The organism is Brucella sp. HL-2, assembly GCF_025846885.2.
Lineage (GTDB): Bacteria > Pseudomonadota > Alphaproteobacteria > Rhizobiales > Rhizobiaceae > Brucella > Brucella quorumnocens.
The window spans coordinates 12,472-29,248 of sequence record NZ_JAOYTK010000031.1; the positions used below are offsets into that span (position 1 = coordinate 12,472).

Genomic DNA, 16,777 nt, shown 5'->3' on the forward strand with positions numbered 1-16,777 from the left:
TCATTAGTCAGGTGCATGCAATTTGTCGTAGGCTTCAAAAAGCTCGGGAACGAGAACGCCATTGATGCGCATCCCTGTCATATCCGCATCCTTTATGTCGGCATCCACCAGTGTGACGCCGCTGATGGTCATGCCAGTCATGTTGGCGTTTGTGATGCTTACGCCGGTCATGTTGACGTCATTGAACCTCACTGCTGTGAGATTGGCATCGTCAAACTCCGCCTCGCTAAGATTCACATCATTGAATTTCGCTTTGCTCAAAACCGCGTAGAATCTTGCTTCTGACAGATTTACTCCGTCGAAATTGGCTCCGGACATATCTGCGCGGTGATAATGCTCGCCCTGCAACTGAGGTCCGTCGAATGGGTTGTTCTTTGGCGTATCACTCATGTTGGCCTATCCTCATGTTAATTCATCGACGCTTTCAGTTTGCACCATAGCACCTGATTATCAACGGCTAACAAATGGACGGACGTCACGAGCGCCATGGATTTCTACTAGGTCTCCTGAATTTTAAGGAGGGGGTCTGCTCAATTTTGCGCATACCTCTTTGCGGACCAATACGCGCACGCGCGCGAGGGGCTAACGGCTTGAACGCCATTCCCAAGGCTCTATGAACTGGCCCTGCCAGATACCAATGCCCTCTTGATCGGCAAGGCGCTGGTCTTCCCGGTATCGTCCCTGAGAGTATCGGGGCCAATCAAGGGCGTGTCCGCTTCTAACTAGCCATGCGGCAACGTCTTCGCCTTTGGCTGTTTCACATGTCGCGACCATTCTGTTGTATCTGTCTGTATCCTTTTTCTGACAGCGTATAGGCTGAGACATTTGAATGTACTCATCTAAGGCGTTCGCTCCAACCTGCCCGCAGCGATATTCCTTGTCCTCTGCATCGCGGCAAGTCTGCCTTCCCTCGGGCGCATCAATGCCGAACAGGCGAATTCGCTGGCCGTGTATTTCAATTGTATCGGCGTCTATCACGCTCGCTGTTCCGATGATTTCCCGCTCCGGTTCGCTCACGTTAGCAGGCACAGCAAGCAAGCCGGTTGCAGCGGGCGGCAAAGAGGAGCGCGGTCCTAAGCGACCAGCATTCTCGAAAGTACAAAGCGTGTCATTCGGTGGTGAGCCACATTCCTTAGTCAGGTTTTTGTGACTGGCACACTTTCCAGTGCTGTGAACACGCCAACCGGGGCCACCTCGGCAACCGCAGCCACTACACGCAATTTCAGTTGGTGAAAGTTGTGCCGCTCTCTGGTCCGGGACGGGATAAACCGACACCAACGCTGCCAAGAACACGGATAGCATCTATTTTCTGCGCCGCTTCCGCTTGCCTGATTTTAAGAAGTGTCCTGGCACAAACCGGCGCTTGCCTGATTTTCTAATTTCGGATGGAGCATGGCAGTGGCGTGGCCGTCCATGGCATCCCTGCTTATTTACTGCCCCCGGCGTTGCCTCAGCCGTCCCCGCCGCGACTGTTCCCAAAAGTCCGATTAATAAAGCACGTCTCGAAATCATATCTTTTCCCCTAACCCACATTCGCGACTATGAGAAAAATACGTCGCCCTGTCGAGCCGAGAATGGTCGTGCCGCCATGTATGCAAAAGGAGCCGTCAGTTCTGTCCGATTTCAAAGGCGCATAATGCCTGAGGTTGCCCGAAAACTAATCCTTTGGAATTTTATTCATTAGCAAAGGTGCCAGAAGCGCCCTTGGTTTCACATCCTTATGAAACATTACAATTGCAAGCTTGCAGTAATTTTCCGGATCTTCCTTTGCTTCCTTTTCTCGTCGTTTAAATTCTTCTCTGTAACCCGGTTCAGCAAATGGCAACATGAGGCCGGTCGCATCTTGAAAACCTTGGATGTACGAACCGTTGAGTTCCAGCCCCTCGCAATACAATCCTGCGGCCATCACCCCAGCCATATAGATGACGAAGTCCTGCTTCGAGACGCGAGGTGGTAAATTGAGCGGACCTTGTGTGTCAGCCATTGCGGCTTGAGACGTAATTATGGACAGCAGCCCAGCAGCGATAATCTCTTTCATTAATCTTCTCAAAAGTTGACAGCCAAATGGCTCGCCTAAATGCCTAGCGCGACGATAGCGAGTTTCCAATCAGTAAAATACTACGATTTGCTGGCTGTCCATTTTGGGCGGGGTTCAATCTCAAGGGGTTTTGAGGGTTTTGAAAGCTGCGCTTAGAAGCGATTTCGATATTCTTTCTGCGTTGCCGATATTTTTGATACTTTTGAGGGTTCGCTTCTGGCGTATTTGCAAAAAAATTTAGTTGCAGGACGAGTTGTTGTTTGGTCGATAGGCTTTGAATTTAATCAAAGGAGATCAGAGCGCCATCCGTGAAGGTCGGTTCCGGTAGGCGGAGAAATGGAATGCTAACGGGTAAGGTCCGGTTTCTGCCCGAAGCGACCATGTCTAGTGTTTTCCTATCCCTTGTGATAGGCGAGCATTCGTTGCTAAGCTCATTTCTCTTCTCTCAAGGGAGCCTTTAATGAAATGTCTGCGCATCTACGCCACGCCGGATGGCGAATCTCATTTCGATGAAATCGATTTACCCACTACCAAACGGTCAGTTCATCCAGACGCCGTTCCTTTCGATGTCACAGCCAGTTACCCAGCCTCTCGCGTCCGTATTACGCATATACCGGCAGGAATGCGAGAAGTTGCATGGCATAAAGTGCCAGAGCCAGTGCTGACAGTCAGACTGGATGGTTCTGTGGAGTATGAGACTAGCGATGGCGAGGTACGTCACGTTTCGGCTGGCAGCTATGTGCTGGTTGAGGACACGCATGGGAAGGGCCATCTTTCGCGGCACTCGCCAGAGGCACAGACAGTCATCTGGATTTCATTGCCGAACGGCCTTGAACTCCCGCCCACTCAATAACTGCATATGGCGAATTCCTGCCAAGTGTGAGGGTTATGAGGTCAAGGCTCAGCTAAGGGTATCAGCACTCATCGCAAGTGAATTGCTCGCTGACAGCAAGGGTAGCTGAATTGCAGGATGCCGCTTTTTTTCAGTCAGTCTATAGAGGCGCATATGAAGGCTGATTTTCTGCGCAGTACACACGCGCACGCGCGCGAGGCGATTTGATTTAATATCAAAGTATATCAATCGGGGTGCGCCTATCGGGCATCGGCTGGCGCGACATCAGCTTGACAGATTGTCGCAGATTAAGCGCTCAACAAAACGAAAGAGGGTGGTTTATAGGGTGGATTGAAATATCCAGTAACTAGATAACATATTGATAATAAACGTAAATTAATTGAAAAATGGTGCGGGTGGTCGGAATCGAACCGACACTCCTTGCGGAACCGGATTTTGAGTCCGGCGCGTCTACCAGTTCCACCACACCCGCACACGACTGCCAATGCAGTCTGACATGGTCCAAAAACGGACAGCGGGGAGGGATATACCGGCTAAACGAAACAAGGTCAATCGCCCTCAAGCTGCTTGACCGATTATACTTTCAAGTTAAGCCGCGAAGTCGGCGAGACAGGCGATTTGGCTTGAACAAAGCGCTCACCCGTCAGTCCAAAAGACCTTTTCAAAGCTGTTTAGAGTGCCGTGCGCTCTCTTGGGTGGACAAAGCAAGCTCCTAATTACTGAGTCTACGCATCGTTCTTTCCAAAAATCTAATCCGATTTTTGGGCCGATGCTTAGAGCAAAATCCGGACTGAGTGAAACTGGGATCTACAAGATTGTGATTCTGGTAAAAGACCTGAGCGCATATCCCGAAAGGTGTAGAGCGCCTAAGCGGGATCAGACAAAACACAAACTAAACCAGATCTGGGAGCGCAGATCTCAGTCAGTCAAATCGGAATACTCTCTACAGCATAATTCCTTAAACTTGAATCAGTTTAAGGTAAAATTATACTGTAAATATAAAGTGTTAGAGCGACCTTGGTGCGCCCAAGAGGGCGCACGGCGCTCTAGAGCGTGTAGCGCATAATCGCACCCATGGCGCTCGTCTTGAATCCCTTTAATTGTCGCATGTTCGCTAACGCTAAATGTGTCCATTTAGCTGTGGCATGCGTTAGCCTCAGCGGCGCAGATTGTACTCGACGATATTCCAGCAGACCAGAAAGGCAATAAATCCGAGCACTATCAGGTCGAGGGTTTTCAGATAAGTGAGATATTCAAACATAGCGCATCTCCTTCCCAAGGGAGGCGCTTTGGTGTTTGTGAGCGGCGAAAGATGGTCGTGTTTATCGGTTTACTTAATCGCAATTGAGTAAAACTCAATGCCAAGCAAATCAGACCCTCATTTTTCGCCTGCCAATTTTGATTTCAGGCGCTCTCCCAAAAACAATGATAGCACAGCTTCCGATTATCTCAAGTAATCGCATCTTTTTTCTTTTGTCTTGGCTACCTGTTATTTGCGCTCGGTAAAGTTGCGGATGCGATTTCGGATAATGCGCGTGAGATTGCGCGTCCGCTGATAGAGGTGGATTTGCGATGCTGCCTGCCGAACATTCTTGTCAGCTCCCGGGCGAAGACCAATCACCAGAGTTTCAATGGTTTCGTGTTCTTTAAACAGACGGGACATAACCGGATGATCAGGCACAGCGCACGAATCCGTGCGTGTGATGTTCGTATCCTCAAGATGATTTTTAACTACCTCAATCATTAACAACATGCCCGGTGAATAGGTTTGAAGCGTTTCGTCATAGGCTGTTTTCCAGGTCCATGCTTCGCCTGAGACAGTGAAAACAATCAGGATGGCTACCACACGGCCAGCGAGTTCCAATGTGTGGATGCGAACGCAGTCGCGCTCTGCAAGATTGTTGACGGCTTCACGGGCAAAGGCCGCGCGAAAGCGGTCAACAGCCATGGCAGTTCCACGTCGGCCTTTCCAGCCACTGGCTTCCAATGTCAGGAAATGCTCGAACGCATGGCGGACTTCATCTGGCGTTCTTGCAATACGGTGTGCGAGTTCGCCTTTTTCTGCAAGGCGGCGCCATAGACGACTATATTCGCGACGATGATGCGCACCGATAGCCTGCTTGACGTAGTCTTCCCCATCCAGGTTGCTTTCCAGGAACGGACGCTCTTTCTGCTCGATTGAAACCATGGGCAATTGTCGACCCACCGCTACCGAGCGGATTAGTTTTGCGACCGAACCATTGGCCCGCATTTCGGGAAGCACCAGGACTTCCGGCATTTTGATATGATCGCGTGCAAGAATATCGAACAGGTCTTCCAGAACGCCAACGGGGTCATCATGGTCGATAAGCGGCGTGCCCTGCGGACCAAATGGCGTTGCCCAGGCACGAATGACAGGTGCAGAAAGCGGTAGCCCGGGGCGCTCGATGGTATAGGGCATGACGAAACGCAGCCGGCTACGAACTTCGTTTTCATCGCGCATGACCATGAAGCGCACTTCGCGGTCCTCCAGACGCGGCATGGCTGGGGCGAGAAAACGTGCGTTGAAAAAGATGTTCGGCTCAATCGTGCGATTGCTCAGGTGGTCAAGCTCGTCACGCAATTCAAAGCCTGCCGATGCACCGTAGATTGCAAGCTTGCGTGGGATATCGCGGCTATGCAGGCTTTCCTCCAGTCGTTTAGTCGCATCCATAGCTGGCAGATTTTCGGACAATTGCGAAATGATGCGGGCTGTGTGTCCGCCTGCGGATTCTTCAAGCAAAGGTTTCGCGGCCATTACAAGGTCTCCTCAGAGCTATTGCTGCGGGCATCTCGGGTGCGCTTTTGGGGAATAAGAATAAACATCGTAATCTGCATGGTGCGGTGCACAGCGGTTGAAAGCAGAACCGCCTCAAGCAACATCGAGATGGCTGTCGAGAAGGCGGCCCCCATCAGACCAAAGCGCGGAATGAGAATAAGGTTGAGCGCGACGTTAACGGCAAGCGTCACTGCATAGAGCAGAGCACAGATATTCTGCTTGCCAGACATGTTGAGCAGGCTTTCGGCAGGTCCGACGCTTGCGCGTGCAATCACGCCGATGATCAGAATGAACAAAAGCGGATAGCCTTGCGTGAAGGCGCTGCCGAAGAGCATCAACAGCGGATAGCCCATGGCAAGGATGACAATGCCGAGAAACAATGTCGGCCAGAAGGTCCAGCGGGTCGATGCTTCTGCAAAGGCTGCAAATTCCGCACGGTCGCCGCTGTGCAGCAGATCAGAATAGCGTTGTGCGACGCTTGCCTTGACCGCGAAATAAACAAAATGGGCCAGCGCCATGATTTTAGTTGTCGCGAAATAGATCGCCACATGCTGTGGGTCCATGATGTGGCCAACCATTAGCACATCGACATTGATCAGAAGGAAGAAAAAACCTTCGACAAAGAAAATCGGCAGGGCAACTTTCATCCATGCCGCCAAATGGATTTCCTTTGGTCCATATGAGATATCTTTTGCAAGTGACCGATCAAGGGTCAGCAATTGCCCGATCGTGGTCACCCAGGTTGCGGCGATGGAAACAGCGAGTGCATTTGTAGCAGTTGATGGCAATCCTGCGGCGTGAGCTGCAACCATGAAAATGAGAACGAGCAGCGGACGGATGATGTAGCTCGGCGTCAGTGCCAACATGATCCATGTACGCGACCGGGCAATGCCATCGAGCATATCGCCAAGCGCAATCATTGGCAGGCACACGAAGCCGAGAATGAACGGAATGAGATAATAGCTCTCGATACGGTCTTTCAGGAGTGCCAACAGCACGACGCCTAACAAGGCGATCGCGGTTGCTGATCCGAGCGCGAAAAGCCGTCCGGTATAAAGAATGCCGCGTAGCGGATTAAACAGGTTGCGCTGAATATATTCAGGCACATAGCGGATGATTGTTGTATGCAATCCGAAACAGGCGAGATCACCGATAATGATCATGGTTAGCCAGACGAGAACGAAAATGCCATACTGGAATTCACCCATCCAGCGGGCGAGGATAACCTGTGAAAGCAGAGCTATTGCCGCACTTGCTGCACGCACAGAAAAGGCCAGCAGCGACGAGCGCTGGGCACTTGCCTGCGGGCCTGCTCCCATTAAGACAGCATCAACCCGCTCCGTCATGGGACGAAGTCTGGCTGCGATCTTGCCAGGCAAAAACTGGCTCGCTGCTCTCGTTGCCGAAAAACCCACTCGTTGCCAACCCTGTTTATCGCGGAGCTTAAAGCGCGTCGCGTTTTAAGTCTTTGTTCTTACCGCGGCTCCAGTTAAGACTGAATCGTTGGAACCGCAGTAACTATTTGTTTTCACGCATTATCCTACGCAAAACCGCTTCGCACTTTTTGCTGGAAATGCTTTAAGCATGTCGTTATCGGAAAACCGGATCCCAATTTTCCGCGACAGGCTTTAGTTCAAGGCTCCGCTATTTCTGCTGATCTTCTTAAGGACCATCTTTTATACGCATCCGAAACTGTTTCGGTTTGCGATGGCTGATCATTAGATGGCAGTTCTTTAAAAAGGTAAAAAGAAAAGATCTTTGCTGTCAAAGCGGAGCCAAATTGAAAGAGATGGTAATTACTTTCTGAAGATATCAGTTTTTAAGCAATTGCTGAAATTGAAGTGTATGGCGATCTATGTCTTCTTCACTCGTTTCTGATGTGTCGCTTTGATGTTTAAAATATGCGGGCAGTGGCACCAAGTGTACAAAGAAAAACCCCGGCGATTTCACGCCGGGGTTTTGTATGAGACAACACTTTTCGGTATGCGCTTAATCAAACGCTCCGTGGCAGTGCTTGTACTTCTTTCCTGATCCGCAAGGGCAGGATTCATTACGGCTGACCTTACCCCATGTCGTCGGATCTGCCGGGTCACGCTCGCCAGCCGGGATGACACGTTCATCCTGCTGATGCTCTGCCCATGCGTTCTCATCAAAGTCATTCTCGCCGGTGGTGCCGTCGATATGGCGACCGGTCATTGGCGGAAGCTCCGGCTCTGGTGGAGCTTCACGAACGATTTCAACGCGCGAGAGCTGTGTTATGACCACTTCACGCAAATTCGCGAGCATGGACTGGAACAGCTCAAAGCCTTCCGTCTTGTACTCGTTGAGCGGATCGCGCTGAGCATAGCCACGGAAGCCGACAACCGAACGCAGATGGTCGAGATTGACCAGATGTTCGCGCCACAGATTGTCGAGCGACTGCATGATCACCGACTTTTCGATGTAAGTCATGATCTGCGGGCCGAAGCGCTCTGCCTTCTCGGCAGCGGCCTTGTCGGCAGCTTCCTTGATGCGGGCTTCAAACTCTTCTTCGGCGATGCCTTCTTCCTTGGCCCAATCTTCAATCGGCAGGACAAGGTTGAGCTTGGTAAGAACGTCGTCTTTCAGGCCCGCAATGTCCCACTTTTCAGCGTAAGCATCTTTAGGGATGCGCAGAGTGACCATGTCCTCTATGACCTCATGGCGCATTTCCGCCACGGTCTCAGTCAGGTCTTCTTCGTCCATCATTTCAAGGCGCTGCTCGAAGATCACCTTACGCTGATCGTTCATGACGTCGTCGTACTTGAGCAGATTCTTGCGGATTTCGAAGTTACGCGCCTCAACCTTGGTCTGCGCCTTTTCAAGCGCCTTGTTGATCCATGGGTGGACGATGGCTTCGTCTTCCTTGAGGCCGAGCTTCTGCAGCATGCCGTCCATACGGTCGGAGCCGAAGATGCGCATCAGATCATCCTGAAGCGACAGGAAGAATTTCGAACGGCCCGGATCGCCCTGACGACCGGAACGGCCACGCAGCTGGTTGTCGATACGGCGGCTTTCGTGACGTTCGGTCGCGAGAACGTAAAGGCCACCGGCAGCGAGAGCTTTTTCTTTCAGCCGCGCGATATCAGCCTTGATCTCGGTGATCTTCGCATCGCGCTCTGGGCCTTCAGGCACATCCGAAAGCTCTTCACGCACGCGCATTTCAAGGTTGCCGCCGAGCTGAATATCCGTACCGCGACCCGCCATGTTGGTGGCGATGGTCACGGCACCCGGCACGCCAGCTTGCGCGATGATGAAAGCTTCCTGCTCGTGGTAGCGGGCGTTGAGGACCTGGAAGTCCTTCACACCTTCCTTGCGCAGACGCTCAGCCAGAAGCTCTGACTTTTCAATCGAGGTTGTGCCGACGAGGACCGGCTGTCCCTTTGCATGCGATGCGTGAATGTCCTTGACGATGGCTTTGTATTTTTCTTCGACCGTGCGATAGACTTCATCGTCTTCGTCAATACGCTTGACGGGAAGATTGGTCGGAATTTCCAGAACTTCGAGACCGTAAATATTGCCGAACTCTTCCGCTTCCGTTGCAGCCGTACCGGTCATGCCGGAGAGCTTGGTATACATGCGGAAATAGTTCTGGAAAGTGATCGAAGCCAGTGTCTGGTTTTCAGGCTGGATCGTAACCTTTTCCTTCGCTTCCAGTGCCTGATGGAGACCTTCCGAATAACGGCGGCCCGGCATCATGCGCCCAGTAAACTCGTCAATGATGACGATTTCGTCATTGCGGACGATATAGTCTTTGTCGCGCTGGAACAATTTATGTGCCCGCAGCGCGTTGTTCAGGTGATGGACGATCGCGACATTCTCGATGTCGTACAGGCTTTCGCCTTTCAGATGTCCCGCAGCGTCGAGAAGCTGCTCGACCTTTTCGGTGCCGACTTCGGTGAAGATGGCTGTCTTCTGCTTCTCGTCGATCTCAAAATCTTCCGGCTCAAGGGCTGGAATGAAAGTGTCGATGAGGTTGTAGAAGTCGGAGCGATCTTCGAGCGGGCCGGAAATGATCAGCGGCGTACGCGCTTCGTCAATGAGGATCGAATCCACTTCGTCGACGATGGCGTAGTTGTGACCGCGCTGTACCATCTGGCCGCGCTCATACTTCATATTATCGCGCAGATAATCGAAGCCGAGCTCGTTATTGGTGCCGTAGGTAATGTCGCAGCCGTAAGCGGCTTGCCGCTCGTTGTCATCAAGGCCGTGCTTGATGACGCCCACGGTGAGACCGAGGAAGTTATAAAGCTTGCCCATGGTTTCGGCATCGCGGCTGGCGAGGTAATCATTGACCGTCACCACATGCACGCCCTTGCCTTCAAGCGCGTTGAGGTAAACAGGCAGCGTCGCCATCAGCGTCTTGCCTTCACCCGTGCGCATTTCAGCAATGCCGCGTTCATGCAGGACCATGCCGCCGATCAGCTGTACGTCGAAAGGACGCATACCGAGCACGCGCTTGGCGGCTTCACGCGCCGTTGCAAAAGCGTCCGGCAGCAGGTCGTCGAGCTTCTTGCCTTCTGCGAGTGCTGCGCGAAATTCCGCAGTCTTCGCCTGAAGCTGTTCGTCGGAGATTCCTTCGTAATTCTTCTCAAGCGCAGTAATCTGTTCCGCACGAGCCCGCAGTGATTTCACTTGGCGGTCGTTGGATGAACCAAATATCTTGCGGGCGAGGCCGCCAAAGCTGACCATTCCTGGTCCTTTCCTGTCCGTTCAGCCGGAAGCGCTTCCGGCAATGTCGAATGCTTTATTCACGCGTATTGAAACAAATGCAAGAAAACTGCGCTTTAAAAGCCGCCAGATACGGCGCATTTTTCGCGTAATTCCCCCGGTCGCTTACTGGACGACAAGTCGAAGGACAGATAAGAGGGGCTTCAAGCGATGTCAACGTTGCTCGACAGGCCGGAAATCCTGTCTTTTATAGCGGACAACAGTCCTCCCGGGCCAAATTCCGCCGCATTCATGGGGCCGGTAGGCGGTCTCGAAGGAGAGAATCTCATATGAAAGCCATTCTCAAAGCCCCGTACCGCAAGGCTCTTGCCATTCTTGCCACGTCTGTTGCACTGGCAGGTTTTTCGGGCACCGTTGTCTTTGCGCAGGATGCTGCACCAAAGCCAGCTGAAGCCACCCAGTCCGAAGCAACACAGTCTGCAGCTGCTTCCGAAGATCCTGCAAAGGTTCTTGCGACTGTAAACGGTAAAGATATCACCGTAGGTGAAGTTGATCAGGCCGCTGGTGATCTTGATCCGCAGTTTGCACGCCTTCCGGCTGAACAGCGCCGTCTGGCCGCTCTCGCAGCTCTCATCGACATCAAGGCGATGGCTGATGAAGCCGCGAAGGAAAAGCTCGATCAGAGCGATGAATTCAAAAGCCGTATGGAATTCCTGCGTGAACGCGCACTCCATAACGAATATTTCAAGGATGCGGTTGTCGACAAGATTTCTGACGCCGATGTTCGTGCGCGTTACGACAAGGAAATCGCAGCTATTCCGCCGCAGGTCGAAGTGCGTGCACGTCACATTCTTGTGAAGACCAAGGAAGAAGCTGAAGCGATCATCAAGAAGCTCGAAGGTGGCGCGAAGTTTGAAGATCTCGCCAAGGAAAGCTCGACCGATGGCACTGCTGCTAATGGCGGCGATCTCGGTTACTTCTCCGAAGGACAGATGGTTCCGGAATTCGAAAAAGCAGCTTTTGCATTGAAGCCAGGTGAATATACCAAGGAACCAGTGCAGTCGCAGTTTGGCTTCCACGTGATCCAGCTAGAAGATCGCCGTACAAAACAGCCACCAGCATTCGATCAGGTTTCTGAGCAGATCCGTTCGATCATCATGCGTGAGCGTTATGTCGAAATGGTCAAGAAGCTGCGCGATGGCATGAAGATCGAATATAAGGATCCGGCTGTCGATAAAGCCATGAAAGAAGCCGCAGCGGCACAGGAACAAGGCGATGAGGGCGATGCCCCAGCCGCTACCCAGCCGCAGCAGTAAGCCTTGAAAGAAATACAAACGCCCCGGATTTCCGGGGCGTTTTTCATTGTCGCTCAGAGCGTTTCAATTTTCCCTGTATCAGGGGAAACGCTCCAAATATTTGCTTTGGCGCGCATCTTGTCCAAAAACCGCTTCGCACTTTTCGGGATGCGCTCCAGTTAATACTTGATTTTACGCCGCAAACATTTCCAATGCGCCAGAATCAAATCGCATCTCTTCAGAGGCAATCATGTCCGCTTCCGTATCACCGCTCGCCCCTAAACATTATCCATCCATGCCGGTTATTCACGGTGTGCGCATTGCAACCGCCGCTGCCGGTATCAAGTATAAGGGCCGCACGGATGTCATGCTGATGGTGTTCGACAAACCAGCAGAAGTGGCAGGCGTTTTCACGCGTTCGCTCTGCCCGTCAGCGCCGGTTGATTTCTGCCGTGGCAATCTTGCACACGGTAAGGCGCGCGCAGTCGTGGTCAATTCGGGCAATGCCAATGCTTTTACTGGTCTGAAGGGCCGTGCAGCCACGGAAGCAACGGCTCAAGCTGCAGCTAAGGCTGTCGGTTGCAATACGACCGATGTGTTTCTTGCCTCTACCGGTGTTATCGGCGAGCCGCTGGATGCGTCCAAGTTCTCCGGACTACTCGATGATATGGCGAAATCCGCCAGCGACGATTTCTGGACTGAGGCCGCCAAGGCCATCATGACGACCGACACCTATCCGAAAGTGGCGACCCAAACGGTGTTGCTCGGTCAGGTTCCGGTCACGATCAATGGGATTTCCAAGGGTGCGGGCATGATCGCGCCTGATATGGCGACCATGCTTTCATTCGTCGTCACCGACGCACCGATTAAGTCGGACGTCCTTCAGGTCCTGCTTTCCAAGGGCGTTGGCTCGACCTTCAATGCAGTCACAGTCGATAGCGACACCTCCACTTCAGACACGCTGATGTTGTTTGCAACAGGTTCTGCTGCTGAACGCGGCGCACCTGAAATTACAGACGCCTCAGACAAGCGCCTTGGCGAATTCAAGAAGGCGCTGGCACGCGTCCTGAAATCGCTAGCGCTTCAGGTTGTGCGGGATGGTGAAGGCGCGCGCAAGATGGTCGAAGTTGAAGTGACGGGTGCAAAATCCGCAGCTTCCGCCAAGAAAATCGCGCTTTCCATTGCCAATTCACCGCTGGTCAAGACCGCCGTTGCCGGTGAAGACGCCAATTGGGGCCGTGTGGTCATGGCTGTCGGTAAAGCGGGCGAACCGGCTGATCGCGATCTTCTGGCAATCTGGTTCGGCGATATTCGTGTTGCATATCAGGGCGAACGCGACCCGGCCTATTCCGAAGAGGCAACCTCGACCTATATGCAGGGCGAGGATATCCTCATCCGAGTTGATCTCGGGATCGGTAACGGCAAGGCGACAGTCTGGACCTGCGATCTGACGAAAGAATATGTGGCTATTAATGGCGACTACAGAAGCTGAGTTTACGGAGTTGACTGTGACAAAGCCCGGTTCCGCGCAAAATCTAGCTATTGTTCGCCAGCTTGAAGCTGTGGGCTTTCGTGCATGGCCTGCCACGTCCGTTCATTATGACGGGACATGGGCGATACGCATGACGGCTGCACATCCTTCAAAGCGCCTCAACTCGGTCAATCCGCTCGATCCGGGTGATACGCGTGATATTCCGGCGCGTATCGAACTGGCTTCACAGCGCTTTCGCGCTTACGGACGTGTGCCATGTTTCCGGCTTTCGCCGCTCGCGCCGGTCGAACTTGAAGATTATCTCGAAGGTCTGGGATGGAAGCGTCAGGACGAAACCATCGTCATGACCTCCAATCTGGAAGAGCTGGATCTGTCGCAGGAACGGGATCAGATACCTCTCAAAGATATCGGGCGGTTTGTCGAGGCATCCGTGGCGATCCACGGACGCCCCAAAGAACTTCGTCCGGGGTTCTCTGAGCTGCTCGACGGCATTCGTCCCAACAAGGGCATGTTTGTTCTCGAAGATGGCGGACGCGCTGTTTCCAATGTGCTTTGTGTGCAGGACGGTGTTATGGCCGGTCTTTTCGATGTAGGCACATTGCCCGATGCCCGTCGCAATGGATATGGGCGCGCCATAATCGGGTCAACGCTTAAATGGGCCGCGAGCCTCGGTGCTAAAAAGGCATGGCTTCAGATTGAAGCGGACAATGTGGCGGGGCTTGCGCTTTACAAGCGCTTTGGCTTTCAGGAAGCCTATCGTTATGCTTACCGGGAGAGCAATGAAAAATGAGTGAGAGTAAATCCCGCCGTATCGTGCTGGTTGCGGCCTGCGCGCTTGTGGATGCTGATGGACGCGTTCTTCTGGCGCAACGGCCGGAAGGAAAATCGCTTGCCGGTCTCTGGGAGTTTCCCGGTGGCAAGGTTGAACAGGGTGAAACTCCGGAAGAAACACTGATCCGCGAGTTGCAGGAAGAAGTTGGCATTACGACAAAGGTAGCGTGTCTTGCGCCGCTGACCTTTGCCAGCCACACCTATGACGACTTTCATTTGCTGATGCCACTCTATGTCTGCCGCCGGTTTGAGGGCGTTGCACAGGGGCTGGAAGGACAGGCGCTGAAATGGGTCCGGCCAAAGGATATGCGGGACTATCCGATGCCACCTGCCGATGAGCCGCTGATACCGTTTTTGATCGATCTCTTATGAGCTGTGGAAAGTCTAAAAATAGCTGACAATTCCTTACGATTTACAGCCCGCGTTAATCGATGATTCACTCCACTGCGGCATTCTCTGGGACAAGTCCCCGGAGTTTGCCTCATGAGTTTCGATAATAATTATTTCAGCGCAGATCATAATGAATATACGCCGGGACCACTCTCGAAAGCTGGTCGTGGCATTTTGCGCGTCGTGCTTCTTTTTGGTTCCGCCGCTGTTGCCCTCGCGCTGATCATTGTGCCGGTTTTAAATGATCAGGCTAATAAGGTTGCAGCCCAATCCGTGCTGCCGGATGGTATTGATCGCACCATGACCGGTTCGATCAAACGCGATCCAGTCGTCGCGCGTAAAGCACCTGTACGCCCGATCTGTGTCATTGACCCAGACGGCAGCCATACGGGCGACTGCTAGAGCATTTCCTGTCTAAGATGAATCGTAGAAAATGCTCTATCTGTTTGTTTTTAAGCAGGTCTTTACCTCAAAAACGGTTCCCATTTTTAGGAGAGATGCTCTAAGAGTTTATTCGACATTTTTCAACGCATCAGCCAGTGAAACCTTGGCAGAACCGGGCTTGAGTGGCTTTTGCTGCGATTCGTGTGGTGCCCAGCCCGATAACCAGATTGTCGAGAACGTGGCACGAATACGCCCGTCAGGATCGCTGAAGCGTTCGGCATAAATTTCGGCTGCGCGCAGGAAAAGTCGCCGCGATACCGGCTTGCGCGAACGGTCACGCAATACATTCTGCATGCCCATGGCACGCAGATCGGTCATCAGGTTGAAGAGACTATCGTAGCGCACGGTGACGTTTTCCACGTCCGTTACTGGAAGCGCAAAACCTGCACGTTGCAAAAGGCCACCTACATCACGCACATCCGCAAATGGAAAGACGCGTGGAGAAGCGCCGCCAGTCAGTTCAATTTCGGCCTGTAAAAGACTTTCGCGCAATTCGCCCAAGGTCCCATTGCCGCTGAATGCTGCGAGGAAAAGACCATCGGGCTTAAGCGCACGCGCGATCTGCACCATTGTGCCCGGCGTATCATTGGTTGCGTGCAAAGACATGAGCGAAACGATAAGATCGACGCTACCGGGCTTGAGCGGCAGAATCTCTTCATCGGCAACAATCGCTGCAAAAGGGCCTTTCAAGAACGCTTCATCGCGTTCGATGCGCAGGATCAGATCGGCTTTGCCTGATCGGCCAATGGCTGCTGCGGCGGATCCATTATGACCTGCAAGATCGACAGCAACAGGAAAGCGGCGTTTGACTGCATCCAGACGGTCTTCCAGATCTTCGGCAACACGATGCAAGAGAAAATCCGCGCCCGGCTCAGCGCGTCTGAATGCGCGTCGACGGAAGGCAAGCAAAAGATCGCGATCAAAAATCGCGCTTTCGTGTGCGGGGGCAGATGAGGAAGCAGCCATTTCGATTACGTCTTCTCTTTCGAGCATGCTGAGATAAAGTAGAAGCATTTCCAGCAAAAGTGTGAAGCGATTTTGCGTAGGATAATGCGTAAGAGCAAATGATTAGATGCATTCGAACGGGGGCGAATGCAATGGCAGATGACGACAGATCGCATCAAAGCTTGTTGTTCAGGATCAAAACGAACACGCTGATCGTCGTTCGTGGCGGCTTGCGCTATTCTTCGGATATTTTGTTTCCAGCAAGTTGTATCGGTTGCCGGACGCAGGTTTCCGAACCCGGAACATTGTGCCCGCAATGCTGGTCGCAATTGCGCTTTATTGAAAAGCCCTATTGTCCGGTGCTGGGCATTCCGTTCAATCATGATTTTGGCGAGAACTTCATGAGTGCGGAAGCCATTGCCGATCCACCGCCATTTCGACGTCTGCGTTCAGCTGTTTTGCATAGAGGTGCGGCGCAGCGAATGGCAGTGGCGCTTAAGTTTCATGACCGAACCGATCTTGCGCCGTGGATGGCACGCTGGATGCTGCGGGCAGGGCGAGAATTGCTGGATGAATGCGATGTTATTCTGCCTGTGCCTTTGCACAGGTGGCGTTTCTGGTCGCGACGGTTCAATCAATCGGCAGAATTGGCCCGAACATTATCGGAGCTAAGCGACAAGCCTTTTGCACCGCAAGCGATCAAGCGAATTCGCCGTACCGATCAGCAGATCGGTCTTGGGTTGAAAGAGCGAAAGCGGAATGTTGACGGCGCGTTCCGCGTCCCCAAAGAACATAACATTCATGTGCGTGGGCGGCGGGTTTTGCTGATCGATGATGTCTATACAACCGGATCGACCGTGAAAGCTGCGACCCGCGCCCTGCTGCGCGGCGGAGCGAAGAGTGTGGATGTATTGACGTTTAGTCGCGTCCTACCCGACACGTAAATACAGTTTCGTGAATGCATGAGGGGCTTCCAGATCAGGTCGTTGCCACTTATATAGTG

14 protein-coding genes and 1 tRNA gene are annotated in these 16,777 nt (G+C 52.7%); 7 read left to right on the forward strand and 8 right to left on the reverse strand.

Features of this window, described 5'->3' with window-relative positions:
• Positions 1-3: 3 nt before the first annotated feature.
• From OIV19_RS20850 to OIV19_RS20860, 3 genes are all read right to left on the reverse strand, one after another.
• The gene (locus OIV19_RS20850; protein WP_264233589.1) at positions 4-390 is read right to left on the reverse strand and encodes a pentapeptide repeat-containing protein; all 387 of its coding nucleotides are present in this window, start codon (positions 388-390) and stop codon (positions 4-6) included.
• Between the two features lie 192 nt (positions 391-582).
• On the reverse strand, positions 583-1,302 hold the full coding sequence (locus tag OIV19_RS20855; protein ID WP_264233591.1) for a thermonuclease family protein: 720 nt from the start codon (positions 1,300-1,302) through the stop codon (positions 583-585).
• Between the two features lie 355 nt (positions 1,303-1,657).
• Positions 1,658-2,038, reverse strand: a complete 381-nt coding sequence (locus OIV19_RS20860) for a hypothetical protein (protein ID WP_264233593.1) — start codon at positions 2,036-2,038, stop codon at positions 1,658-1,660.
• A gap of 460 nt (positions 2,039-2,498) precedes the next feature.
• Here OIV19_RS20860 and OIV19_RS20865 point away from each other — a divergent pair, with 460 nt between their 5' ends.
• Positions 2,499-2,891 carry a cupin domain-containing protein gene (locus tag OIV19_RS20865; protein ID WP_264233594.1) on the forward strand — a complete coding sequence of 131 codons (393 nt, stop codon included), beginning with the start codon at positions 2,499-2,501 and terminating at the stop codon, positions 2,889-2,891.
• Between the two features lie 387 nt (positions 2,892-3,278).
• Here the strand turns inward: OIV19_RS20865 and OIV19_RS20870 are convergent.
• From OIV19_RS20870 to secA, 4 genes are all read right to left on the reverse strand, one after another.
• Positions 3,279-3,363 (reverse strand) — tRNA-Leu (locus OIV19_RS20870).
• Positions 3,364-4,380: 1,017 nt separating this feature from the next.
• The gene (bspF, locus tag OIV19_RS20875) at positions 4,381-5,667 is read right to left on the reverse strand and encodes a type IV secretion system effector crotonyl transferase BspF (RefSeq protein WP_264233597.1); all 1,287 of its coding nucleotides are present in this window, start codon (positions 5,665-5,667) and stop codon (positions 4,381-4,383) included.
• Positions 5,667-7,034, reverse strand: a complete 1,368-nt coding sequence (locus OIV19_RS20880) for a lipopolysaccharide biosynthesis protein (RefSeq protein ID WP_498831068.1) — start codon at positions 7,032-7,034, stop codon at positions 5,667-5,669. Before OIV19_RS20880 ends, bspF begins: the two co-directional genes overlap by 1 nt.
• A 643-nt stretch (positions 7,035-7,677) precedes the next feature.
• Positions 7,678-10,398, reverse strand: coding sequence for a preprotein translocase subunit SecA (gene secA, locus OIV19_RS20885; protein WP_264233600.1), 2,721 nt, complete (start codon positions 10,396-10,398; stop codon positions 7,678-7,680).
• A 308-nt stretch (positions 10,399-10,706) separates the two neighbouring features.
• Between secA and OIV19_RS20890 the strand changes: the two genes are divergently transcribed.
• The 5 genes from OIV19_RS20890 to OIV19_RS20910 all read left to right on the forward strand — a co-directional run bounded on the left by OIV19_RS20890 (position 10,707) and on the right by OIV19_RS20910 (position 14,787).
• Positions 10,707-11,693, forward strand: coding sequence for a peptidylprolyl isomerase (locus OIV19_RS20890; RefSeq protein WP_095447998.1), 987 nt, complete (start codon positions 10,707-10,709; stop codon positions 11,691-11,693).
• Positions 11,694-11,922: 229 nt separating this feature from the next.
• Positions 11,923-13,164 carry a bifunctional glutamate N-acetyltransferase/amino-acid acetyltransferase ArgJ gene (gene argJ / locus OIV19_RS20895; protein ID WP_264233603.1) on the forward strand — a complete coding sequence of 414 codons (1,242 nt, stop codon included), beginning with the start codon at positions 11,923-11,925 and terminating at the stop codon, positions 13,162-13,164.
• Positions 13,145-13,954 carry a GNAT family N-acetyltransferase gene (locus OIV19_RS20900; protein ID WP_095447548.1) on the forward strand — a complete coding sequence of 270 codons (810 nt, stop codon included), beginning with the start codon at positions 13,145-13,147 and terminating at the stop codon, positions 13,952-13,954. The genes argJ and OIV19_RS20900 overlap by 20 nt, the downstream gene beginning before the upstream one ends.
• Positions 13,951-14,367, forward strand: coding sequence for an 8-oxo-dGTP diphosphatase MutT (mutT, locus tag OIV19_RS20905; RefSeq protein ID WP_095447547.1), 417 nt, complete (start codon positions 13,951-13,953; stop codon positions 14,365-14,367). The genes OIV19_RS20900 and mutT overlap by 4 nt, the downstream gene beginning before the upstream one ends.
• A 111-nt stretch (positions 14,368-14,478) precedes the next feature.
• Entirely contained in the window at positions 14,479-14,787 is a 309-nt protein-coding gene (locus tag OIV19_RS20910; RefSeq protein ID WP_095447546.1) for a hypothetical protein, read from the forward strand.
• Positions 14,788-14,895: 108 nt separating this feature from the next.
• Here the strand turns inward: OIV19_RS20910 and OIV19_RS20915 are convergent, their stop codons facing one another.
• Positions 14,896-15,795, reverse strand: a complete 900-nt coding sequence (locus tag OIV19_RS20915) for a methyltransferase domain-containing protein (RefSeq protein ID WP_095447997.1) — start codon at positions 15,793-15,795, stop codon at positions 14,896-14,898.
• 131 nt (positions 15,796-15,926) lie between these two features.
• Between OIV19_RS20915 and OIV19_RS20920 the strand changes: the two genes are divergently transcribed.
• A complete protein-coding gene (locus OIV19_RS20920; protein ID WP_264233609.1) occupies positions 15,927-16,718 on the forward strand; it encodes a ComF family protein in 792 nt (263 codons plus the stop codon).
• Positions 16,719-16,777 lie beyond the last annotated feature (59 nt).

Coding starts and splice junctions, on each gene's coding strand:
- OIV19_RS20880 (WP_498831068.1), bottom strand. CDS start 7,034: ATGACGGAGCGGGTTGATGCTGTCTTAATGGGAGCAGGCCCGCAGGCA.
- mutT (WP_095447547.1), top strand. CDS start 13,951: ATGAGTGAGAGTAAATCCCGCCGTATCGTGCTGGTTGCGGCCTGCGCG.
- argJ (WP_264233603.1), top strand. CDS start 11,923: ATGTCCGCTTCCGTATCACCGCTCGCCCCTAAACATTATCCATCCATG.
- OIV19_RS20900 (WP_095447548.1), top strand. CDS start 13,145: ATGGCGACTACAGAAGCTGAGTTTACGGAGTTGACTGTGACAAAGCCC.
- OIV19_RS20890 (WP_095447998.1), top strand. CDS start 10,707: ATGAAAGCCATTCTCAAAGCCCCGTACCGCAAGGCTCTTGCCATTCTT.
- OIV19_RS20860 (WP_264233593.1), bottom strand. CDS start 2,038: ATGAAAGAGATTATCGCTGCTGGGCTGCTGTCCATAATTACGTCTCAA.
- OIV19_RS20910 (WP_095447546.1), top strand. CDS start 14,479: ATGAGTTTCGATAATAATTATTTCAGCGCAGATCATAATGAATATACG.
- secA (WP_264233600.1), bottom strand. CDS start 10,398: ATGGTCAGCTTTGGCGGCCTCGCCCGCAAGATATTTGGTTCATCCAAC.
- OIV19_RS20915 (WP_095447997.1), bottom strand. CDS start 15,795: ATGGCTGCTTCCTCATCTGCCCCCGCACACGAAAGCGCGATTTTTGAT.
- OIV19_RS20855 (WP_264233591.1), bottom strand. CDS start 1,302: ATGCTATCCGTGTTCTTGGCAGCGTTGGTGTCGGTTTATCCCGTCCCG.
- OIV19_RS20850 (WP_264233589.1), bottom strand. CDS start 390: ATGAGTGATACGCCAAAGAACAACCCATTCGACGGACCTCAGTTGCAG.
- OIV19_RS20920 (WP_264233609.1), top strand. CDS start 15,927: ATGGCAGATGACGACAGATCGCATCAAAGCTTGTTGTTCAGGATCAAA.
- bspF (WP_264233597.1), bottom strand. CDS start 5,667: ATGGCCGCGAAACCTTTGCTTGAAGAATCCGCAGGCGGACACACAGCC.
- OIV19_RS20865 (WP_264233594.1), top strand. CDS start 2,499: ATGAAATGTCTGCGCATCTACGCCACGCCGGATGGCGAATCTCATTTC.